Here is a 20,126-nt window from a genome sequence, read left to right on the forward strand (position 1 = left end):
CCTCAATGCTGCAAAAGGAAGGCATGTTCGCCCACCAGACGGCGGCGGAGCCATGCGGAAAACTGATCGACGGCGATGATCGTCAGGAAGAGAAGCAGCACCAGCGCCAATGTCTTGGCGCCGAAACCGCGTGAAATCGCAAGTTTGAGCTCTTCACCGATACCGCCGCCGCCGACGGCTCCGATGATGGTGGAGGCGCGAACATTGATCTCCAGACGCAGCAGCGCGTAGGACATGAAGTTCGGCAGCACTTGCGGCAGGGCGGCAAAGCGCACGCGCTCGCTCCAGCTCGCGCCGACGGCGCGCATGCCCTCGTCCGGTTTCATGTCGATGTTCTCGACCACTTCGTAGAAGAGCTTGCCGAGCGCGCCGATCGTATGCAGGCCGACGGCGATGATGGCCGCGATCGGGCCGATCGACAGGATCGCCGAAAACAATCCGGCAATGACGATCTCGGGAAAAGCCCGCAGAAGTTCCATGGTACGCTTAGTCACCAGACGAATCGGATTGGATGGCGACATGTTGCGAGCGGCAAAGAAGCTCAAAGGCACGGCGAAGACGACGCCGATGATGGTCGATACCAGCGCTACGTTGATCGTGATGATCATCAGCTCGAAATATTCAGGGATATAGAAATCGCCCCAGACATAGACGCGGCCGAGCGGGAAATTGAACTCCTCGCCGCCGGCGCCATTGGCTCCATTCGGGCTCGGCAGATCGAAGAGCGCGCGATAGACGTCCGACCAGTCCTTTGGAATGAGCCAGCTCAGGAAATCGAATAGATGCGGCAGGCGATCAAAGAAATGTCCGGCGTTGTTTTCGTCGGCGAAGCGCACCGAGCTGACGAAGGCGGCGAGCAGGATCACGAGGCCGATGCCGGTGTAGAGGCGGCGCTTGGCCACCATCTTGCTCCAGGCGTCGCCGATCTCCTTGGCGCTCTGTGGCGCGCTCTGCATGTTCGGGTGCGTATCGGCGATCGTCATGAAGTCAAGCCTCTGTGAATAGCAAAAGGGCGGCCGTTGCCGGCCGCCCAATTATCGGAATGCGGATCAGCCGCCGATGGCAGCTTTGCGAACGTCGATGACGGCGTTGTAGAAGTCCGGGGTAACCTTGACGTAGCCCTTGAAGTCGCCGCCTTCGATGGCGTTGAAGCACTTGGCGTCGGCCGTCGGGAGCTTCATGAAGAAGTCCGTCAGCTTCGTCTGCCATTCGGTGCCGAGAGCGTTGCGAACGACGAGCGGGCCGTTCGGGATCAGCGGAGAACGCCATACTTCGACGAGCTTGTTCGGATCCACGGCGCCCTTGTCGACTTCCTTGCGGAAGGTGCCGGAGGTGAAGCCGTCCTTGAAATCGCCAACGCCCGAGGAATCGTCGACAGCGACGTCGACCTTGCCGTCATAGGCGGCGAGCAGGTTGTTTTCATGGCCGCCGTTGAACTGGGTCGAGCCGAAGAACTTGTCGTTCGGCACGCCGGTGGTCTTCGGAATCTGCGTGAGGGGAACGAGGTAGCCCGAGGTGGAGTCCGGGTCGGCGTAGCCGAGCTTCTTGCCCTTGGCGTCCATGATCGTCTTGATGCCGGAAGACTTGAGGGCGAGGCCGATCGAGTAGTAGCCGGTAGAGCCGTCGGTCTGCTGCGTCGTCAGGATCGGGGTAACGGCCTTCGGGTCCTTGATGGCGACGGCTGCGTAGCCGGAAGCGCCGAGTTCGGCGAAGTCGAGCGTGCCGCCGAGCAGGCCCTGGATAACGCCGTTATAGTCGGCGGCCGGGAACAGCGAAACCTTCTCGAAACCGAATTCCTTCTTCAGGTGGTCGGAAAGGCAGGCGTAATTGCGCAGGCGGTCGGCTTCGTTTTCGCCGCCGAGAATGCCGATGCGGAATTCCTTGAGGTCTGCTGCGTTGGCAGCAGCGCCGACTGCGAGCGCAACGAGCGCCGTAGCGGCAAAGAGTGCTTTCTTCAACATGGGTTCGTCTCCTGATTAACCGGTGTCCCCGGATGTCTTCGGTCTGATAGAAGAAATGCGCCCTTGACGCGGGCCTTCGATCCCGGCCGTCTCTCTCAGAGACCGGCCAGTGCCAGCGGTTGCGGGCCGGCAGATTCAGTCGCCGCGGCTTGCGCGGCCGGATCGGCGATATTGATGGATGTCGACGTCATGCTCTCGTCGATGCCGGCGCCGTCCTTATCGGTACCGTAGATTTCCTTGACGGCGGCTGCCGTCAGATCGGTCGGCTTGCCGTCGAACACGACCTTGCCGCCTGCCATGCCGACAATGCGTTCGCAGTAATTGCGCGCCGTATCCAGCGTATGCAGGTTTGTGATGACGGTGATGCCTTCACGCTCGTTGATATCCCGCAGCGCATCCATGACGATCTTGGCATTCAGTGGATCGAGCGAGGCGATTGGCTCGTCGGCCAGCATCATCTTCGGCTGCTGCATCAGGGCACGGGCGATGGCGACGCGCTGCTGCTGGCCGCCCGAAAGCGTGCCGGCCATCTGCAGAGCCGTCTGCTCGATACCGAGGCGCTCAAGTGCCGCGATGGCTTCAATGCGTTCCTCACGCGAAAAGACGGACAGCAGGCTCAGAAGCGTCGATCGATGGTTCAGCCGGCCGAGCATGACGTTGGTGAGCACGTCGAGGCGCGGAACGAGGTTGAACTGCTGGAAGATCATGGCGCAATCGCGCTGCCAGCTGCGCAATGCACGGCCGCTGAGCTTCGAAACCTCGGTGCCGGCGAAATGGATGGAACCGGAACTCGGATCGGCGAGGCGATTGATCATTCGCAGCAAAGTCGACTTGCCGGCGCCGGAACGGCCGATGACGCCGACCATCTGTCCTTGCGGTATGTCCAAAGTCACGGAATCGACAGCGAGCTTGTTTCCAAACCGGCGCGAGACATTCCTGAGTTCGAACATAGTGCTTCCCTTTCGCGGCTGCCGGGCTGCAGAAATTTCAGCGGTACCGGTGCTAAGAATGGGCGCATGCCCCTGCCTCGAAGGGAGTTTCGACGGGGTCGGCGCCAATTACAAGGCAACCGATTAGTCCCGCTTCATGAAGCTCCGATGTCAGTTTTATGTAACTGCTGTTACAATTCCCGTCGTTTTTGCAAGATTAGCCGGCTGAGGGCTTTCCGCTAAGTTTAGCCGTCAAACATGCCTGTCGGCAGGCCGTCCATGCTGAAGCTATTCTTCTCGCGCCGATATTCTTCAATGCCATCAGGACCCTTTGCTTTCGCCCATTGGTCGAGGCTCGGCCTCTCGCCTTCGTAGGAAAAGAGCGGCACGCCGAAACCGCAGGAAGTCTGTACGAGATCGAAGTCCAGTCGTACGATCTGCCGTGCGCCGAGCGGCTCTTCCCCCGCATAGTAATCATTCAGCAATTCCCGATATTCCTGTGTCGATCGGTGAATGATCCGCCCGCGGCCGTAGAGACGCAGGATCATCGGCGGCCCTTCGACGGCGCAGAACATGATGGTCAGCCGCCCGTCGGCCTTCATGTGGGCCGATGTCTCGTTGCCGCTGCCGGTGCGGTCGAGATAAATGGCAGTATTCGGGGAGATGATGCGCAGGCATAACGTTTCGCGCGGCGAAACATTGACCCGGGATTCCGATGTCGCGGACGCCGTGAAGAAGATATGCTGCCGCGCGATGAAATCGCGAAGCCGGTCGTCAACGCTGGAAAATTGCTTTGCCATTAAGAGGCCTCCTTAATTCGAGCTAGACAGATCGCCTGAGGCTGAAGCGGCCGCCGGTCTCCTGCAAGCCCGGCTGGGGCGGAAAGCGTCCTCAGGCGGCGTAGCGATCCAGAAATTCCTCGGCCGAAAGGGCGCGAAAATCCGCAAGCGCCGTGCGCAGGCGATCGTGATCCCAATCCCACCATGAGAGCTTGTCCATGCGCGCGCCGACCTCGGGCGTGAAACGCTCGCGAATAAGCTTGGCCGGCACACCGCCGACGATGGTGTAGGGCGCGACGTCCTTGGAAACGACGGCACCGGCGCCGATGACGGCACCATTGCCGACCGTCACGCCGGGCAGCACGGTCGCGCCGTGGCCAATCCAGACATCGTGACCGATGACAACGCGGTTGTCGCGCCGCCAGGTGAAGAAATCCGTCTCCATATCGGCATCCGGCCAGTAGTCGGCGGCGCGGTAGGTGAAATGGTGCAGCGTGGCGCGCCATGTCGGGTGGTTGGTGGCGTTGATGCGCACGGCGGCGGCAATGTTGACGAACTTGCCGATCGTCGCGCACCAGACCGCGCCATCCTGCATGATGTAGGAATAGTCGCCGATCTCGACTTCATCGATGCGGCAGCGGTCGGAGACCTCGGTATAGCGGCCGAGCGTCGAGTTGTTGACGCTCGCAGAAGGGCTGATGAAGGGCGTCTCGCCCAGTTTGCGGCTCATGCGGCGGCCTTCCGCGGCGAGAACTGCGAAACGTCGAGAATGCGGCTGCCGACGGCCTCGCGCACTTCTTCGTCATGGAAGATGCCGAGAAGGGCAACGCCGGCTCCCTTCTTCTGCTCGATCATGTCGACCACGACGGCCCGGTTGCGGGCATCGAGCGACGCCGTCGGCTCGTCGAGCAGCAGGATGGCGTGGTCGGTGATGAAGCCGCGGGCGATGTTGACGCGCTGCTGTTCGCCGCCCGAGAAAGTGGCGGGCGGTAGCTGCCAAAGTTCCTTCGGCAAGTTCAGTTGTGCTAGCAGCTCGGCCGCCCTAGCCCTGGCCTCGTCCACGGTCACGCCACGGCTCAGTAACGGCTCGGCAACGACATCGATGGCGGCAACGCGCGGAACCGTGCGCAGGAACTGGCTGACATAGCCCATGGTCTGGCGGCGGACATCGAGCACGGTGCGCGGGTCGGCGGTTGCAAGATCGACGATCCTGTCCTTGTGAGTGACAAGGATCTGGCCGCTATCAACGGCATAATTGCCGTAGATCATCTTCAGCAGTGAGCTCTTGCCGATCCCGGACGGACCGCCGAGCACGACGCATTCGCCCGCGGCGACGGAGAAGGAGACATCGGCGACGACGGGCAGACGAATGCCGTCGCGCAGATGCATGGTGAAGCTTTTGAAGACTTCGGAAACGACGAGTGGGGTTGCCATGTTTGTTCCTCAGACCTGCAGGATCGAAGAGACCAGCAGTTGCGTATAGGGTTCGCGCGGATCGTCGAGCACCCGGTCGGTTAGACCGTGTTCGATCACCTGTCCGTCCTTCATCACCATCATGCGATGCGACAGGAGGCGGGCGACCGCGAGATCGTGCGTGACGATGATGGCCGAAAGGCCGAGATCGTTGACGAGGCCGCGCACCAGATCGAGCAGGCGGGCCTGCACGGACACGTCGAGGCCGCCGGTCGGCTCGTCCATGAAGACCAGGCGGGGGCCAGTCACCAGATTGCGGGCGATCTGCAGGCGCTGGCGCATGCCGCCGGAGAAGGCGCGCGGCTGGTCGTCGATGCGGTCGGCGTCGATTTCGACCCGCTCCAGCCAGTCGATGGCAGTGTTGCGGATGTTGCCGTAGTGGCGGTTGCCGATCGCCATGAGCCGCTCGCCGACATTGGCGCCGGCCGAAACCGTCATGCGCAGGCCGTCGGCAGGGTTCTGGTGCACGAAGCCCCAGTCAGTGCGCATCAGGAAGCGGCGCTCGGCCTCGTTCATGCGGAACAGGTCGCGATAGGTCTCGTCGCGCATGTGGTATTCGACGCTGCCCGTCGTCGGCAGCAGCCGTGTCGAGATGCAGTTGAGCAGCGTCGTCTTGCCGGAGCCGGATTCGCCGACGATGGCGAGCACTTCGCCGGGCCAGAGCTCGAAGGACACGTCGCGGCAACCGATGCGGCTACCATAAAATTTCGAGATGTCCTTGACCTTCAGAAGGGGTAAGTCACTCATTCGGCAGCCTCCTGGTTGGGTGCCAGCATCGAGCCGATATGGCCGTGGGCGCGACGGTCTTCGCAGAAATCGGTGTCGGAGCAGACGAACATGCGTCCGCCCTTGTCGTCGAGGATCACCTCGTCGAGATAGACCTGCTCGGCCCCGCAAAGCGCGCAGGGCTTGTCGAAGCGCTGTACTTCGAAGGGATGATCCTCGAAATCCAGGCTGACGACTTCGGTGTAGGGCGGCACGGCATAGATGCGCTTTTCGCGGCCGGCGCCGAACAGCTGCAGTGCGTCGGAAAGATGCATTTTCGGATTGTCGAATTTCGGCGTCGGCGAGGGGTCCATGACGTAGCGGCCGGCGACCTTGACCGGATAGGCATAGGTCGTGGCGATGCGGCCGTTGCGGGCGATGTCCTCGTAGAGCTTCACATGCATGAGGCCGTATTCCTCGAGTGCGTGCATCTTGCGCGTCTCGGTCTCGCGCGGCTCCAGGAAACGTAAGGGTTCCGGGATCGGCACCTGGTAGACGAGCACCTGGTTGGAGCCAAGCTTGGCCTCCGGGATGCGGTGGCGCGTCTGGATGATGGTCGCCTCGTCCGTGCGGGTGGTGACGGCGACATTGGCGACCTTCTGGAAGAAGGCGCGGATGGAGACGGCATTGGTCGTGTCGTCGGCACCCTGGTCGATGACCTTCAGCACGTCCTGCGGACCGATGATGGTGGCCGTCAGTTGCACACCGCCGGTGCCCCAGCCGTAGGGCATCGGCATTTCGCGCGAGGCGAAGGGCACCTGATAGCCGGGAATGGCGATCGCCTTCAGGATGGCGCGACGGATCATCCGCTTGGTCTGCTCGTCGAGATAGGCGAAATTGTAGGTGGCGAGTTCGGTCATTCGGCTGCCTCCGTCATGGGGTCCATGCCGCTTTCGCGAGCGGCCTCGAAGTCGCGGCGCATGCGCCGCACCAGGTCGAGTTCGGCCTGGAAGTCGACATAGTGCGGCAGCTTCAGATGTTCGACGAAGCCCGTCGCCTGCACGTTGTCGGAGTGGGAAATGACGAATTCCTCGTCCTGAGCCGGCGCAACGATGTCTTCGCCGAGTTCCTCGGCGCGCAGTGCGCGGTCGACCAGCGACATGGCCATGGCCTTGCGCTCGCTCTGGCCGAAGACCAGGCCGTAGCCGCGGGTGAACTGCGGCGGCGCCTTGGCCGAGCCCTTGAACTGGTTGACCATCTGGCATTCGGTCACCTGGATGCGGCCGAGCGAGACGGCGAAGCCGAGTTCCGGTACGTCGAATTCGACCTCAACTTCGCCGATGCGGATTTCGCCGGTGAAGGGGTGGGTGCGGCCGTAACCGCGCTGCGTCGAATAGCCGAGCGCCAGCAGAAAGCCTTCATCGCCGCGGGCCAGCGCCTGCAGGCGAAGATCGCGGGTCATCGGAAATTCCAGTGGTTCGCGCGTGAGGTCGCCGATATCGTGGTCGACGGGCATGGTGCCGTCGCCTTCGATCAGCCCTTCCTGATCGAGGATTTCGGAAACGCGCATGACGCGGCCGTCTTCGGCCGGGCGCTGCATCGGCTCGTCGACAGGTTCGTCGGTCAAAAGGCTCGGGTCGAGCAGGCGGTGCGTATAGTCGAAGGTCGGGCCGAGAAGCTGGCCGCCGGGCAAGTCCTTGTAGGTCGCGGAGATGCGGCGCTCGATCTTCATTGCTGCCGTGTCGAGCGGCTGGGAGTAGCCAAAGCGCGGCAGCGTCGTGCGGTAGGCTCTGAGCAGGAAGATCGCTTCGATCATGTCGCCGCGGGCCTGGCGAACGGCAAGTGCGGCCAGCGTACGGTCATAGAGCGAGGCCTCGGCCATGACGCGGTCAACGGCGAGCGCTAGCTGCGCCACGATCTGGTCGATGCCAATGGCCGGCAGCGAGCGGTCGCCGCGGCGGCGGTCGGCCAGCAGCCGGTGCGCATTGGCAATGGCGGCTTCACCGCCCTTTACAGCAACATACATACGTCACATCTCCGTCGCGATGATCTTGGTGGTGCGCGGCAGGCAGAGGAATTGCCGGCCCGCCGTCAGGATGAGATCGACGCCGCGCGGGAAGAGGGCGCGATTGTCGTTCCAGATGCGCAGCAGCGCATCCGGCAGGCCGATCGGTGCGATCATGGTGATATCCTTGATGCCCGGACCCGTCAGCGCCAGTTCCTTGCCGCCTTCGAGGCTTTCGATCTCAAGCACGATCGTCGTCGAGCGATCGGGATACTCCTGGGTGCCGATGCCGAACTGGCTGAGGGAGGAAAGCGCCATACCAGCTTCAAGAAAGGCAAAATGTGCCTCCAGCCGCTCGGATATGATGGGTGCGCCGGTATGGAACGCCAACCAATCCGGCAGGCTGGATCGCGCAAGGCTATTGGACAGCCAGACCGGCGTATCGTGATCGCAAAGGGTCAGGCCGATGGCGCCGGCAGCGATGCCGAGCGGAGCCGGCGGCGCAATGTCGGCGGTAATGGTCTGCAGGGTGCCCGGGCGCGCCATGGCGTCCATCGTCATCTTGAAGACACTCTGTGCGTCGAAAACCGGATCAGTGAAACCGCCGGTCAGGGCCTCATTGCCGAAGGTTGGGGTGCTGGAAAGGCTCATCAATCTTCTCCGCGAACCATGGTGAAGAAATCGACGCGGGTCGCCGCCGTCTCTTCCGCGCGCTTGCGATCATAGTTTTCGATACGTTCGGTCACGGGCTGCAGGATCGCCTTTTCGACGAACTCTTTCGTAGCCGATTGCTGCCAGAGTGCATCGAAGATGGCCGAAAGCCGGGCCTTTTCCCGGTCTGTGCCGAGCGCGTGCGCATGGCCGATAGTGTTGGATGCCAGCCGGACGGTAGCGCGTGTCACCGTGACTTCGCCGAGATTGAACGGAGAGCCGCCACCACCGATGCGGCCGCGCACCATGACGAGCCCGGTCTCGGGGCCGCGCACCGGTTGGACTGTCGGCTTGCTCGGCAATGCTTGCCAGGCCGCCTCTAGCTCGTCGCGTTCTGCCTGCGCCAAGAGATCGGCGACGCGCTTGCGTTCACGACGCTCCTGTGCGGCCGCTTCCTGCCTTTGTGCTGAATTCATCGCGCCTTCCTTTAAATGTCTATTGATATATACAACCATACAAGATATGTTTATATCTATTAGCGAGTCGTGACAAGCGTGTGACAGGGCGAGTGGGCAAAATGGCAGGGCAGAAGATACAGAGGCAGACGGGCGTGGCGCTCTGGCGGCAGATTGCCGACCGCATTCGCACCTCTATTAATCATGGCGATTTCGACGAGACGGGCATGGTGCCGCCGGAAACGGCCCTGGCGCTGCAGTTCGGCGTCAACAGGCACACGATCAGAAGCGCGCTGGCAGCACTCGCCCAGGAAGGCATCGTCAGGGCCGTGCAGGGACGCGGGACGCTGATCGAGCGCAAGGAGCGGCTGAGTTTTCCGATTTCGAGACGTACGCGATTTTCGCAAGGGATCGGCGACCAGGTGCGCGAAACCCGCAGCGTCTTGCTTGCATCCGGCGAAGAGGCCGCCAGCACTGAATTGGCCAAACAGCTCAAGGTCAGGACGGGAACGCCGTTGATAAGGCTCGAGACGCTGGGTCAGGCGGACCATCGGCCTGTATCGCGCGCCACCAGCTGGTTTCCGGCGGATCGTTTCGGCGATATCGCGGAGGTCTATCGGACAACCGGTTCGATCACCAAGGCATTCAAGGAGCTTGGCGTTCCTGATTACGTCCGCGTCGTCACCGAGATTACCGCGACACATGCCGACGAGAGCGATCTTGCCGATCTGCAGCTATCCCCGGGCGCCATTGTTCTCGTCGCCCAGGCGCTGAACGCCGATCTCGACAATGTCCCGGTGCAGTATTCGATTTCCCGCTTCGCCGCAGACAGGGTGCGGTTCACGATTGAGAATTAAGGCCGAGCTACGAAGTCGGCTGAAAATCGTTCGGCGGCCATTGCTGTGCGGTATGCAGGATGCGAATTATGCGCACCGTCTCGCCGGCGACGTCATAAACCAGCAAATAGTTTCGATGCACGACGAGTTCTCGCGTCCCGGCACGCGACCGGATCGGCCCGCCATCGGATGGGTGATGAGCTGTTTCGACCGTTTGGCGAAGAGCTTGTCCAGCGCGATTGCCGCGGAGGCATTCTCGGCCTCGATGTAAATATAGATGGCGCGTCGATCAGCTCTTGCTTCGGGAGTCCAGGCAAGTTTCACGAAGAACGCCCGCTGAGTTTGCGGCGTGTTTCTTCTCGTAACGCAGCGAATTCAGCGTCTATGTTGTCGTCAGGAATGAGATTGCCGGCGTTGGCTGAAGCAAGACCGGCCTGCACCTGCTGGCGAAACCACATGTCATAGTCAGCGGCATCCTGCTGGCGCTGTACATAATCGCGCATGAAAGCCCGGAGCAACTGCGCACCGGTCTGATCATGCGCTTTCGCAGCCTCGCTGAAAGCCGCCTTCAACTCTTCTTCAACTCGGAAGGTAAATGTCGCGTCGCTCATGTCGGCCCATGTGTTACATACGCAGTGCAGTGTAACACATATTGCGGCATTTCCCACCCCTCATCTCAGGCCTATGAGGGGTGGCTTCCGTTCAATAGCTTAATGCGCGCCGGACATGTCGCCGAGGACTTCCTTCGAGGCGACGGTGGAATCGGCCTTGAGCTTGTAGACCATCGGTACGCCGGTCGCGAGGTTCAGCTCAAGGATCTGCGCCTTGCTCAGGCGATCGAGAACCATGACGAGCGAGCGCAGCGAATTGCCATGGGCGGCCACCAGCACATTCTGGCCGGCGAGAACGCGCGGCAGGATTTCCGTCAGGTAATAGGGCCAGACGCGGGCGCCGGTGTCGCGCAGGCTTTCGCCGCCGGGCGGCGGAACGTCGTAGGAGCGGCGCCAGATGTGGACCTGCTCTTCGCCCCACTTGGCGCGGGCGTCATCCTTGTTGAGGCCGGAGAGATCGCCGTAGTCGCGCTCGTTCAGCGCCTGATCTCGAATGGTTTCGAGGCCGGGTTGGCCGATTTCATCGAGGATGATTTTCAGCGTGTGCTGGGCACGCGTCAAGGCCGAGGTAAAGGCGATATCGTACTTGATGCCGTAATCGGCCAGAGCCTTGCCGCCTGTCTTGGCTTCTTCGACGCCAAGCGCCGTCAAATCGGGATCCTTCCAGCCGGTGAAGAGATTCTTCAAATTCCAGTCGCTCTGGCCATGGCGAACGAGGACGAGAGTACCGCTCATAATATTTCTCCCTGATAGGGCAATTCCAGGAAAAGTGCGTAGCGGCTTTCTGTCCGGAATTGCGAGACAATAAAAGGCTGGAGCGGATTGGCAGGTCCCTGCCGACCCGCTCCGGGTTCGGATCAACGTGTGGAGAGCCCGAGTACGTCGAGCATGGAATAGAAGCCGGGTTTCTTGTCGCGCGCCCAGAGCGCCGCCTGCAGCGCGCCGCGCGCAAACAGCGATCGGTCGCCGGCATTGTGCGAGAGCGTCAATCGCTCGCTTTCGCTGGCGAAGATCACCGAATGATCGCCGACCACGCCGCCGCCGCGCAGGGTCGCAAAGCCGATCGTGCCCACAGGACGCGCACCCGTATGGCCATCGCGCACGCGCACGGAATTGTCGTTGAGATCGATGCCGCGACCCTTCGCCGCCGCCTGGCCGAGCAGAAGTGCGGTACCCGAGGGTGCATCGACCTTGTGGCGATGATGCATCTCCAGCACCTCGATGTCCCAGTCGTTCGAGGGCAGCGCCCGCGCCGCCTGTTCGACAAGCACGCTCAAAAGATTGATGCCGAGGCCCATATTGCCCGATTTGACGATGCGGGCATGGCGCGCGGCCGCCTTGAACTTCGCCTCGTCCTCATCCGAGCATCCCGTCGTGCCGATGATATGGACGATGCGTGCCTGTGCGGCGAGGCCGGCAAAGGTGACGCTGGTTGCCGGCGTTGTGAAATCGATGACACCTTCGGCGTGAAGGAAGGCGGAAAGCGGATCGTCGGTGACGGGAATGCCGATCGGCCCGAGCCCGGCGATCTCGCCGGCATCCTTGCCGATGAAGGCGGAGCCGGGACGAGCGACGGCGGCATGCAGGGCCACGCCGTCGGTTGCATGAATGATGCGGATGAGAGCCTGTCCCATGCGGCCCGCCGCGCCAACCACCACCAGCTTCATCGCATCGTCGCTCATGTCGTCTCTATCGTCTATTTGCGGGAATTGCTTGAAATCGCCGGTAGCTGCAGGTTGTTGAGCCGAGCGTAGAGGCCATTGTCGGCCGTCGCAAGCGTCTCGTGGTTGCCCTCTTCGACAACTCGGCCGTTCTGCATGACGACGATCTTCTCGGCGCGGATGACCGTCGACAGGCGGTGCGCGATGACGACGACCGTGCGGCCGCTCATCGCCTCTTCCAGTGCCTTCTGCACGGCCGCTTCGGATTCCGTGTCGAGCGCAGAGGTTGCTTCGTCCAGAAGCAGGATCGGCGCGTTGCGCACCAGCGCGCGGGCGATCGACAGGCGCTGGCGCTGGCCGCCGGACAGCGTCACGCCGTTTTCGCCGACCGGTGTGTCATACCCCATCGGCTGCGCCTCGATGAAATCATGGGCATAGGCGAGGCGCGCTGCTTCCTCGATCTCGGCATCCGTCGCGTTCGGGCGGCCGTAGCGGATATTGTCGCGGATCGTGCCTTCAAAGAGATAGGGCTGCTGCGACACATAGGCGAGCTGTTCCCGCAGCGACTGTTTCGTCACATGCGCGATGTCCTGCCCGTCGATGAAGATGCTGCCGGATTTTGGGTCGTAGAAGCGCGGGATCAGATTGATGACGGTGGACTTGCCGGCGCCAGAAGGCCCGACGAGCGCTGTCGTCTGTCCGCCCTCGGCCGTGAAGTTGACACCGGAAAGTACGGATTCATCACCATAGGCGAAATGAACGTTGCGGAACTCGATGCGGGCGTCGGTCACGTTAAGCGGCTTGGCATCCGGCAGGTCGCGCTGGCGCGGCTCCATGTCGAGCAGCTCGTAGATCATCCGTGCATTGACGACCGCGCGCTCCAGCTGCACCTGCAGCTTTGCAAGGCGGCGGGCCGGATCGTAGGCAAGCAGCAGCGAAGTGGCGAAGGAGAAGAACACGCCCGGCGAGACATTGTCGTAGATCGAGCGATAAGCGGCATAGGCAAAGAGGCTGGCGATCGCAAAACCGGCGACGGTTTCGATCAGCGGTCCGTTGCGCTCCGAAAGGCGGGCGATGCGGTTCTGCCGGTGCTCGGCGGCGGTGATCAGCTTGTTGATCTTGCGCTCGAGCTCCTCTTCCATCGTGAAGGCCTTGACGATGGAAACGCCTTGAATGGTCTCCTGCATTGCGCCGAGTACATGGCTGTTCAGGACGATAGCATCGCGCGTGGCGGCGCGCAGGCGCTTAGAAATATAGCGCAGCGCGAAGAAGAGCGGCGGCGCGATGACGACGAATGCGATGCTGAGCACCGGATCCTGGAACACCATGACGCAAAGCAGGGCGACGAAGGTCAGAAGGTCGCGTGCCGTCGACGTGATCGTCAGGTTCATGACATCGCGGATGCCCGAGACGTTCTGGCTGATGCGGGCGGCGAGCTGCGCGGAGCGCGCTTCGCTGAAGAAGCCGACTGACAGCGTCATCAGATGCGAATAGAGCCGGCGCTGGTAGCGGGCGATGATGTTATTGCCGATCTTCGACAGAATGACCGACTGGAAATACCCGGCAAAACCGCGCACCACGAAGACGAGGAAGATGCTGAAGCAGATTTTCCAGGCATCGACGATATTGCGGGCGATGAAGGCGCTGTCGATGACCGACTTGACGATGTAGCCGATATAAGCAGTCGAAAGCGCAACGAGGATAAGGCAGGTAATCGCGATGGAGTAGCCGCGAATATGATCGCGGCCGTTCTCGGCGATAATGCGCTTCAGCATGCCTGTAATGGCTTCGCTGTCGACGTTTTTGCTTTTCGGGTCAGGCAATTTCAATAATCGGCTTCCTGTCTTGAACCAAGCGAGCCGCATCTGGCACGTGCTTTCGCGGCTCTATTAAAGAGTTAACACGGCTTTGGCTAGATATGGCTTGCCGCGCTGGTTAAGGCCGATCACGGAGCCGGGTCTACTATAGAGGAAGGCGGCCCCTTCAAAAAGGTAGGCGCGCCAGCTGTTTCGGTGCGCCATGAGCTGTTTGGCAAGCGGTTAACGCCGCCAGCGACGGCCTTCTGTCGCAAGGCCGAAGTTTGTCGGCTTGCGGGCATAGGTCGCCAGGCCGGAAAGCGCTGCCAGCGGATTGACGACCACGTGCGTCGGGATGGTCTTCATCAATTCCGTGTGCGGTGCCTTGTCTTCGAAGGCGGCGCGGAATTCCGGCTTCTGCAGCGCGGGCAGGATCTTCTGCGGAATGCCGCCCGAGAGATAGACGCCGCCGCGCGCCATGAAGACCATGGCGAAATCGCCGGCGACACGGCCGAGATAGGTAACGAACAGCGTCAATGTCTCCTCGGCCTGCCTGTTGGTGCCGGCGAGTGCATGATTGGTGATATCGGCTGGCTCTTTGAGGCTCGGTTCGATGCCGTCAGCCGCGCAGATCGCATGATAGAGGTTCTGGAGGCCGCGGCCGCAGATCACCTGTTCGGCCGAGATACGGCCTTCGATGGGTTCTAGATGCGGCCAGATCTGCAGGTCGCGTTCCGTGCGCGGTCCAAGATCGATATGCCCGCCTTCGCCCGGCACCGGCACCCATTGATGCTGAGTATGAACCAGGGCGCCGACGCCAAGCCCGGTACCCGGCCCGAGCACGACGCGCGATGCGGTCATGTTCCCGGATGCTTGGCCGATGGTTTGGCGATGCTCGTCGGAAATCTCGGCGATCGCGAGCGCCTGCGCCTCGAAATCGTTGATGACGAGCACGTCCTCGATGCCGAGATTGGCGATCATCGTCTTCGGACGGATCACCCAATCGCAATTGGTCAGCGGAATCTCGTCACCCTGCACGGGACCGGCCATGGCAAGAATTGCCGAGCGGGGTCGGACCTTGCTGTTTTCAAGGGCGAGTTTGATCGCGTCGTCGATCGTGGCGAAATTCGCCGTCTGCACGACCGGGAAATGCTCCTGTTCGGAGTCCGCATCGACGAGGATGGAGAAGCGTGCATTGGTGCCGCCGATATCGCCGATCAGGATTGGGAAAGGCAGGGGGGCATCACTGTGATTGAGCTCGGGCATGGCCAGGTCCGTGGTCTGCCGCCGGCAAGGCGGATTAATGGTTCAGTGTTTTGATCAGGCGCTCGGCAGTGGATTCGTTGAGCGCCATCGGAATGTCGTAGAGAACGGCAAGCCGCGTCAATGCCTTGACGTCGACGTCGTGAGGGTGCGGAGTGAGAGGATCGATGAAGAAGACGAGCATGTCGATCTCGCCGGTGGCGATGAGCGCGCCGATCTGCTGGTCGCCACCGAGCGGGCCGCTTTTCAGACGGGTGACCTTGAGGTCGGGGCAGGCATCCAGCACGCGGCCGCCCGTCGTACCCGTGGCGACGATGTTCCAATTGGCAAGGGCGGCCTCATTGCGTCGGGCAAATTCTGCCATCGCATCTTTTTTCTGATCATGCGCGATCAATGCGATGCATTTGCTGCCGGCCATGAAATCCTTGCTCCGCCCGATGCTTTCAATCGATTTATCCGCCTTCTATACCAAGGGGGCGCGTTTTGAAAGACGCCTCCGGCAAGGACGGGTGCAGGATCTATTGCTGTGGAATCTGACCTGGCGGCGTATCACCCGAAACCGGCATTGCGTCCGTCTCCGCCGAAACGCCGGCAGCTTTATCGCCGGAGGCAGCCGAGCGTGCGGAAGCAGCCGAAGGTGCCGCCAACACGGCCTGACAGGCCTTGGGCAGATCGGCAACCATGACTTCGCGTGGCTTGACCGGGGGCTTGGTGCTGGGCTTCGGCTTTGCCCAGGGCTCGGGTCCGAACCACCAGGCGAGCGACTTGTCGCAGCCATCGCCGGCGGCGACCGGGGCCTGCCCCGTGCAGCCGACCGAGCCGGGAGGGCAGCGAAGGCGGATGTGGAAATGCGAGTCGTGCCCGTATTCCGGCCTAAGCTTGCCGAGATTGCTGCGGTCGCCCGTCCATGTCTCGCACATCTTCTTCTTGATGGCCGGGTTGACGAAGATGCGCTCGACCTCGGGATAGCTCGCCGCGCGCATCAGCAGGCGCGCATGCGCCGGCGTCCAGACCTTGTCATTGATCGTCAGAAACTTGTCCTTGGCGAGCATCGTGGTGAAAGGCATGGCTTCGCGCTCTTCCGCCGTCATCTTGCGCCGTGGCATCGGCGTCAGCCAGACGTCGGCATCGAGGCCGATCTGGTGCGAGGCGTGACCGTTGATCATCGGACCGCCGCGCGGCTGCGAGATATCGCCGACAAGCAGGCCCGGCCAGCCGTCATTCTTCGCCGCGTCGCGCGACAGGCGCTCAAGCAGGCCGATCGTTTCCGGCCGACCCCAGCGGCGATTGCGCGACAGGCGCATCGCCTGCCACGTCGGGCCGTCGGCCGGCAGAGCGACTGCGCCCGCAAGGCAACCCTTGGCATAGAAGCCGATCGATTGCGGTGCCCCCTGCATCGGTAGCGTCACGGCGCCGAAGACCGCTTTTGCGCTGCCGGGCGAAGGTGTGGCCTGCTGCGCCAGCGCATCGCTGGCGACAAGGCCCATCCCGATCGAGGTTGCGAGAGAGAATTTGCCGATCGTTCGAAAGGCGCGAGCCAGAAGTGAAGCCATGCATATCCTTGAAGGCGGTCGGCATTAGCCGAAGTGATTTGCCGGGAGATTATCCTGAAACAGGATGGAAGTGAATCCGCGGCAATCGCCGGTGGCTACGGCCGACCGCCTTTGCCGGCATGGCCGTCGTTACTACAGATCAGTTCGCCAGGATTTCCTCGGTCTTGCGAATGCGCGATAGCCGCGGCAAGACCTTCGTGCAGGCGAAATCCTGCATCTCCTGTGAAAGGGTCGTCACGGCATCTTCAGCGACAATGACGGCGTAATTTGCCGCGTGGGCATCGCGCACGGTGCATTCCACACCGAAATTGGTGGCGACGCCAGTCACGATCAGCGTTTTGATGCCACGGCGGCGCAGCTGCAGATCGAGTTCCGTGCCGTAGAAGGCGCTCCACTGGCGCTTGACGATGGCGACATCGGGCGTCAGCGCTGCCATCTCGGCCGGAGCTTCGAGCGCGGCCGGCGGCAAGCCTCCTGGGGGAAGCGGGAAGCTTTCGTCGGTCGGCTGATTGACAGCGTCGGCATAGTCTGCGGAAAATCCGACGGTCACGAAAACGGTCGTTCCACCATCGGCCTTCAGTTTGTTTGCGATGGCGACCGTATTGGTGACGATCTGCTGGGCGGAGTAGGGCGCAAGCGGGCGGCTGAGCACGAGGCCTTGCAGGTCGATGGAAACAAGAGCGGTGGTCTTGGGATCGTAAAGTGACATCTGGGGGCTCCGAGAAAACATGAGGGTATCCTCACAATGGAAAATATGAGGATGACCTCACAAAAATCAAGTGAAGAATTGAAGACGCGTGCGCCGAAACGGCAGCGGGGCCACGATCGCGTTGCCGTTCTGCTCGAAGCGGCGGCAAAAGTCTTTGCGCGCAGGGGTTACGATGCGGCCACGATGACGGAGATCGCGGCGGAGGCGCATTCATCGATCGGCTCGCTCTATCAGTTCTTTCCGACAAAGCCCTTGCTCGCCGAGGCGCTGCATATCGATCGCCTCGAGCGCCTTAAGGCGGGGCTTCGTGACATGGCGGAACGGAGCATAGGGCTTTCCGCCGCCGGTACCGGTGAGGCAATCTTCGATGCGCTCGCCGCTTTCATCGAGCAATATCCCGAGTTTCCCGTACTAGCCGGGCGTCGCGATATTCCCAAGGACCGCAAGGCGCGCTCGCGCGCGGAGTTGCGAGAGCTGATTGCCGCCTTTCTGCGGCAGGCCCATCCGCCGATCACGGACGATATCGTTCTGATGGCGGGTATCGTGCTCGAGTTGCTGCGCATTGCTGTCGTCGTTTCCAGCGACCCGGATGCCGCCGAAGACCGGCGCGTCTTTGCGGAACTGCGACTGATGCTGCGCAAACGTCTTGAGGATGCTACGGCAAAAGATTGAGCCTCGGACACGGTTTTCAGCCTTTGCAACAAGATGAGTTGTTGCGTCCTGCTTTTTGCCCTCATTTGCCTTATGCTGATTCTTCAGACATCATCGGGAGATCATGAATGGCATTGTCGCGGTTGAAAGCAGGCTTGGTCGTTTCTCTTTTTTGCCTGCTGGCAATGCCTTTATCCACGAAAGCCGAAGAACCGCAATTCCGCATCGGCACGGCTATTCTTGGCGACTTGAAATATCAACCCGGCTTCAAGCGTTTCGACTATGTCAATCCGGAGGCGCCCAAGGGCGGCGAGCTTAAGCTTTCGGCCGAAGGCACGTTCGACACGCTCAATCCCGTGCTGTTTAAGGGCAACCCCGCCAGCGGATTGTCAATGGTTTTCGATACGCTGATGAAATCGTCCAATGACGAGATAGCCACTTCCTACGGCTTGCTTGCCGAGGGCGTCTCCTATCCCGATGACATAGCGAGCGCCACCTTCCGCTTACGCGCCGAGGCGAAATGGGCCGATGGCACACCGGTGACCCCGGATGATGTGATTTTCAGCTTCGATCGCACCAAGGAGCTCAATCCTCTCGCGACCAGTATCTATTCCCACGTGACGCGAGCCGAAAAGACCGGCGACAGGGACGTCACCTTCTATTTCAATGAAAAGAACAATCGCGAACTTCCTTTTATCGCCGGCCAGTTGCTGATCGTGCCGAAACATTGGTGGGAGAGCGCCGGTACGGACGGAAAGCCGCGCGATATCTCCCGCACGATACTCGAGCCGATCATGGGATCCGGACCGTATAAGATCGTCTCCGTGCAGCCGGGATCATCGATCCGATACGAACTACGCGACGACTATTGGGGCAAGAACCTGCCGGTCAATATCGGCCAGAATAACTTCGGGGCGATTTCCTATACCTACTACGCCGACAAGGATGTGCAATTCGAAGCCTTTCGCAGCGGAAACACCGATTTCTGGCAGGAGCAGTCAGCAAGCCACTGGGTGACCGCATATGACTTTCCAGCCGTCAAGGACGGCCGCATCAAGCGCGACGAGCTTCCCAACTCGTTGCGCTCTGTCGGCATCATGCAGGCGGTGGTGCTCAATCTCCGGCGGGATCAGTTCAAGGATCAGCGTGTGCGGGAGGCGTTGAACTACGCCTATGATTTCGAGGAGATGAACCGGGCGCTTGCCTTTGGCCAGCTGACCCGCGTCAACTCCTTCTTTTTCGGTACCGAGCTTGCCTCTTCGGGGCTGCCCACGGGCGAGGAATTGAATATCCTCAACAGCGTCAAAGATAAGGTGCCGCCCGAAGTCTTCACCACGCCCTATACCAATCCGGTCGGCGGCGACCAACAAAAGGCCCGCGACAATCTGCGCAAGGCGATCGAGCTTTTCAAGGAAGCCGGTTATGTGTTGAAGGGCAATCGCATGGTCAATGAAAAAACCGGCCAGCCCTTCACGATGGAAATCCTGCTCGGCAGCCCTTCGATGGAAAGATCAAACCTGCCCTACGTACAGAACCTGCGCCGCATTGGCATCGATGCGACCCTCAGAACGGTCGATTCATCGCAATACATCAACCGCATTCGCAGCTTCGACTATGATGCGACCTGGAACGTCTGGGGCACTTCTCTGCCGCCCGGCAGTGAACAGATCGATTACTGGGGCTCGGCTTCCGCAAACCGCCAAGGCTCTCGCAACTACGCCGGCATATCCGATCCGGGTGTCGATATATTGATCGGCAAGCTTGTCTCTGCCGCGACCCTCGAAGAAAAGACTGCTGCCGCCAAGGCGCTTGACCGCGTACTGCTCGCCCACCACTACGTTGTCCCGCTGTTTTATGGGACGACGAACAAGATCGCTTATTGGGACAAGTTCGAACATTTGCCCGAGCTGCCCGAATATTCCATCGGCTTCCCCGATGTCTGGTGGTCGAAAAGCGCCGGAAAGTGAGCCTCTCTTGCAATGAGGGGCCTGCTGGCTCCAAATGCAGAGGGCTGATTCGGGTAGTTTCAAGCTGATATGACTGCGCCGGTCTCGATCCGGCGGAAGGGAATGTGATTTGATCGACGGA

The 20,126-nt window shown here is 61.2% G+C and carries 23 protein-coding genes; 3 read left to right on the top strand and 20 right to left on the bottom strand.

Features of this window, described 5'->3' with window-relative positions; genetic code table 11:
- Positions 1 to 2 precede the first annotated feature (2 nt).
- The 11 genes from phnE to phnG all read right to left on the bottom strand — a co-directional run bounded on the left by phnE (position 3) and on the right by phnG (position 8,979).
- The gene (gene phnE / locus FHT73_RS24845) at positions 3 to 983 is read right to left on the bottom strand and encodes a phosphonate ABC transporter, permease protein PhnE (RefSeq protein WP_183715559.1); all 981 of its coding nucleotides are present in this window, start codon (positions 981 to 983) and stop codon (positions 3 to 5) included.
- Positions 984 to 1,049: 66 nt separating this feature from the next.
- Complete coding sequence (phnD, locus tag FHT73_RS24850) at positions 1,050 to 1,961, bottom strand: phosphonate ABC transporter substrate-binding protein (protein WP_183715561.1); 912 nt, start codon at positions 1,959 to 1,961, stop codon at positions 1,050 to 1,052.
- 95 nt (positions 1,962 to 2,056) lie between these two features.
- Positions 2,057 to 2,911: a phosphonate ABC transporter ATP-binding protein gene (gene phnC / locus FHT73_RS24855; protein WP_183715563.1), complete on the bottom strand. Its 855-nt coding sequence runs from the start codon at positions 2,909 to 2,911 to the stop codon at positions 2,057 to 2,059.
- Between the two features lie 224 nt (positions 2,912 to 3,135).
- Positions 3,136 to 3,690, bottom strand: a complete 555-nt coding sequence (locus FHT73_RS24860; protein ID WP_112338489.1) for a pyridoxamine 5'-phosphate oxidase family protein — start codon at positions 3,688 to 3,690, stop codon at positions 3,136 to 3,138.
- 91 nt (positions 3,691 to 3,781) lie between these two features.
- Positions 3,782 to 4,399: a DapH/DapD/GlmU-related protein gene (locus FHT73_RS24865; RefSeq protein ID WP_113240294.1), complete on the bottom strand. Its 618-nt coding sequence runs from the start codon at positions 4,397 to 4,399 to the stop codon at positions 3,782 to 3,784.
- Positions 4,396 to 5,103, bottom strand: coding sequence for a phosphonate C-P lyase system protein PhnL (phnL, locus tag FHT73_RS24870; protein WP_183715565.1), 708 nt, complete (start codon positions 5,101 to 5,103; stop codon positions 4,396 to 4,398). Before phnL ends, FHT73_RS24865 begins: the two co-directional genes overlap by 4 nt.
- Before the next feature lie 9 nt (positions 5,104 to 5,112).
- Positions 5,113 to 5,889, bottom strand: coding sequence for a phosphonate C-P lyase system protein PhnK (phnK, locus tag FHT73_RS24875; RefSeq protein ID WP_069610919.1), 777 nt, complete (start codon positions 5,887 to 5,889; stop codon positions 5,113 to 5,115).
- Positions 5,886 to 6,767, bottom strand: a complete 882-nt coding sequence (locus FHT73_RS24880; RefSeq protein ID WP_183715567.1) for an alpha-D-ribose 1-methylphosphonate 5-phosphate C-P-lyase PhnJ — start codon at positions 6,765 to 6,767, stop codon at positions 5,886 to 5,888. The genes phnK and FHT73_RS24880 overlap by 4 nt, the downstream gene beginning before the upstream one ends.
- Positions 6,764 to 7,873: a carbon-phosphorus lyase complex subunit PhnI gene (locus tag FHT73_RS24885; protein ID WP_183715569.1), complete on the bottom strand. Its 1,110-nt coding sequence runs from the start codon at positions 7,871 to 7,873 to the stop codon at positions 6,764 to 6,766. Before FHT73_RS24885 ends, FHT73_RS24880 begins: the two co-directional genes overlap by 4 nt.
- A 3-nt stretch (positions 7,874 to 7,876) precedes the next feature.
- Positions 7,877 to 8,503, bottom strand: coding sequence for a phosphonate C-P lyase system protein PhnH (gene phnH, locus FHT73_RS24890; RefSeq protein ID WP_183715571.1), 627 nt, complete (start codon positions 8,501 to 8,503; stop codon positions 7,877 to 7,879).
- A complete protein-coding gene (phnG, locus tag FHT73_RS24895; RefSeq protein ID WP_183715573.1) occupies positions 8,503 to 8,979 on the bottom strand; it encodes a phosphonate C-P lyase system protein PhnG in 477 nt (158 codons plus the stop codon). The genes phnH and phnG overlap by 1 nt, the downstream gene beginning before the upstream one ends.
- A gap of 101 nt (positions 8,980 to 9,080) precedes the next feature.
- Here phnG and phnF point away from each other — a divergent pair, with 101 nt between their 5' ends.
- Positions 9,081 to 9,815 (top strand): phosphonate metabolism transcriptional regulator PhnF, encoded by a 735-nt coding sequence (gene phnF, locus FHT73_RS24900; protein WP_183715575.1) that lies wholly within the window; start codon positions 9,081 to 9,083, stop codon positions 9,813 to 9,815.
- A gap of 66 nt (positions 9,816 to 9,881) precedes the next feature.
- Here the strand turns inward: phnF and FHT73_RS24905 are convergent, their stop codons facing one another.
- From FHT73_RS24905 to FHT73_RS24945, 9 genes are all read right to left on the bottom strand, one after another.
- Positions 9,882 to 10,118 carry a type II toxin-antitoxin system RelE/ParE family toxin gene (locus tag FHT73_RS24905; protein WP_348648160.1) on the bottom strand — a complete coding sequence of 79 codons (237 nt, stop codon included), beginning with the start codon at positions 10,116 to 10,118 and terminating at the stop codon, positions 9,882 to 9,884.
- Complete coding sequence (locus FHT73_RS24910; protein ID WP_112338480.1) at positions 10,115 to 10,405, bottom strand: hypothetical protein; 291 nt, start codon at positions 10,403 to 10,405, stop codon at positions 10,115 to 10,117. Before FHT73_RS24910 ends, FHT73_RS24905 begins: the two co-directional genes overlap by 4 nt.
- A gap of 99 nt (positions 10,406 to 10,504) precedes the next feature.
- Complete coding sequence (locus FHT73_RS24915; RefSeq protein ID WP_106996243.1) at positions 10,505 to 11,140, bottom strand: 2,3-bisphosphoglycerate-dependent phosphoglycerate mutase; 636 nt, start codon at positions 11,138 to 11,140, stop codon at positions 10,505 to 10,507.
- A 122-nt stretch (positions 11,141 to 11,262) separates the two neighbouring features.
- Positions 11,263 to 12,087: a 4-hydroxy-tetrahydrodipicolinate reductase gene (gene dapB / locus FHT73_RS24920; protein ID WP_113240300.1), complete on the bottom strand. Its 825-nt coding sequence runs from the start codon at positions 12,085 to 12,087 to the stop codon at positions 11,263 to 11,265.
- Between the two features lie 14 nt (positions 12,088 to 12,101).
- Positions 12,102 to 13,895, bottom strand: a complete 1,794-nt coding sequence (locus tag FHT73_RS24925; protein ID WP_183715577.1) for an ABC transporter ATP-binding protein — start codon at positions 13,893 to 13,895, stop codon at positions 12,102 to 12,104.
- A gap of 210 nt (positions 13,896 to 14,105) precedes the next feature.
- On the bottom strand, positions 14,106 to 15,128 hold the full coding sequence (locus tag FHT73_RS24930; RefSeq protein ID WP_183715579.1) for a glucokinase: 1,023 nt from the start codon (positions 15,126 to 15,128) through the stop codon (positions 14,106 to 14,108).
- 34 nt (positions 15,129 to 15,162) lie between these two features.
- Positions 15,163 to 15,543, bottom strand: a complete 381-nt coding sequence (locus FHT73_RS24935; RefSeq protein ID WP_015338371.1) for a methylglyoxal synthase — start codon at positions 15,541 to 15,543, stop codon at positions 15,163 to 15,165.
- A 100-nt stretch (positions 15,544 to 15,643) separates the two neighbouring features.
- Positions 15,644 to 16,678: a penicillin-insensitive murein endopeptidase gene (mepA, locus tag FHT73_RS24940; RefSeq protein WP_183715581.1), complete on the bottom strand. Its 1,035-nt coding sequence runs from the start codon at positions 16,676 to 16,678 to the stop codon at positions 15,644 to 15,646.
- 139 nt (positions 16,679 to 16,817) lie between these two features.
- Positions 16,818 to 17,387, bottom strand: coding sequence for an isochorismatase family protein (locus FHT73_RS24945; protein WP_183715583.1), 570 nt, complete (start codon positions 17,385 to 17,387; stop codon positions 16,818 to 16,820).
- A gap of 36 nt (positions 17,388 to 17,423) precedes the next feature.
- Between FHT73_RS24945 and FHT73_RS24950 the strand changes: the two genes are divergently transcribed.
- Both FHT73_RS24950 and FHT73_RS24955 read left to right on the top strand, forming a co-directional pair.
- Entirely contained in the window at positions 17,424 to 18,059 is a 636-nt protein-coding gene (locus FHT73_RS24950; protein WP_183715585.1) for a TetR/AcrR family transcriptional regulator, read from the top strand.
- Positions 18,060 to 18,166: 107 nt separating this feature from the next.
- Positions 18,167 to 20,005, top strand: coding sequence for an extracellular solute-binding protein (locus FHT73_RS24955; RefSeq protein ID WP_183715586.1), 1,839 nt, complete (start codon positions 18,167 to 18,169; stop codon positions 20,003 to 20,005).
- The last annotated feature ends 121 nt before the right edge of the window (positions 20,006 to 20,126 follow it).

The sequence above is a fragment of the Rhizobium sp. BK098 genome (genome assembly GCF_014193155.1).
Taxonomy (GTDB): Bacteria; Pseudomonadota; Alphaproteobacteria; order Rhizobiales; family Rhizobiaceae; genus Rhizobium.

Excerpts from the sequence above, each read along its gene's own strand:
- phnC (WP_183715563.1), bottom strand. The coding sequence starts at position 2,911 with ATGTTCGAACTCAGGAATGTCTCGCGCCGGTTTGGAAACAAGCTCGCT.
- FHT73_RS24885 (WP_183715569.1), bottom strand. The coding sequence starts at position 7,873 with ATGTATGTTGCTGTAAAGGGCGGTGAAGCCGCCATTGCCAATGCGCAC.
- phnL (WP_183715565.1), bottom strand. The coding sequence starts at position 5,103 with ATGGCAACCCCACTCGTCGTTTCCGAAGTCTTCAAAAGCTTCACCATG.
- phnK (WP_069610919.1), bottom strand. The coding sequence starts at position 5,889 with ATGAGTGACTTACCCCTTCTGAAGGTCAAGGACATCTCGAAATTTTAT.
- FHT73_RS24955 (WP_183715586.1), top strand. The coding sequence starts at position 18,167 with ATGGCATTGTCGCGGTTGAAAGCAGGCTTGGTCGTTTCTCTTTTTTGC.
- FHT73_RS24930 (WP_183715579.1), bottom strand. The coding sequence starts at position 15,128 with ATGCCCGAGCTCAATCACAGTGATGCCCCCCTGCCTTTCCCAATCCTG.
- phnF (WP_183715575.1), top strand. The coding sequence starts at position 9,081 with ATGGCAGGGCAGAAGATACAGAGGCAGACGGGCGTGGCGCTCTGGCGG.
- dapB (WP_113240300.1), bottom strand. The coding sequence starts at position 12,087 with ATGAGCGACGATGCGATGAAGCTGGTGGTGGTTGGCGCGGCGGGCCGC.
- phnD (WP_183715561.1), bottom strand. The coding sequence starts at position 1,961 with ATGTTGAAGAAAGCACTCTTTGCCGCTACGGCGCTCGTTGCGCTCGCA.
- FHT73_RS24935 (WP_015338371.1), bottom strand. The coding sequence starts at position 15,543 with ATGGCCGGCAGCAAATGCATCGCATTGATCGCGCATGATCAGAAAAAA.
- mepA (WP_183715581.1), bottom strand. The coding sequence starts at position 16,678 with ATGGCTTCACTTCTGGCTCGCGCCTTTCGAACGATCGGCAAATTCTCT.
- FHT73_RS24860 (WP_112338489.1), bottom strand. The coding sequence starts at position 3,690 with ATGGCAAAGCAATTTTCCAGCGTTGACGACCGGCTTCGCGATTTCATC.
- FHT73_RS24880 (WP_183715567.1), bottom strand. The coding sequence starts at position 6,767 with ATGACCGAACTCGCCACCTACAATTTCGCCTATCTCGACGAGCAGACC.
- FHT73_RS24915 (WP_106996243.1), bottom strand. The coding sequence starts at position 11,140 with ATGAGCGGTACTCTCGTCCTCGTTCGCCATGGCCAGAGCGACTGGAAT.
- FHT73_RS24910 (WP_112338480.1), bottom strand. The coding sequence starts at position 10,405 with ATGAGCGACGCGACATTTACCTTCCGAGTTGAAGAAGAGTTGAAGGCG.
- phnG (WP_183715573.1), bottom strand. The coding sequence starts at position 8,979 with ATGAATTCAGCACAAAGGCAGGAAGCGGCCGCACAGGAGCGTCGTGAA.
- FHT73_RS24950 (WP_183715585.1), top strand. The coding sequence starts at position 17,424 with ATGGAAAATATGAGGATGACCTCACAAAAATCAAGTGAAGAATTGAAG.
- FHT73_RS24945 (WP_183715583.1), bottom strand. The coding sequence starts at position 17,387 with ATGTCACTTTACGATCCCAAGACCACCGCTCTTGTTTCCATCGACCTG.
- phnE (WP_183715559.1), bottom strand. The coding sequence starts at position 983 with ATGACGATCGCCGATACGCACCCGAACATGCAGAGCGCGCCACAGAGC.
- phnH (WP_183715571.1), bottom strand. The coding sequence starts at position 8,503 with ATGAGCCTTTCCAGCACCCCAACCTTCGGCAATGAGGCCCTGACCGGC.
- FHT73_RS24865 (WP_113240294.1), bottom strand. The coding sequence starts at position 4,399 with ATGAGCCGCAAACTGGGCGAGACGCCCTTCATCAGCCCTTCTGCGAGC.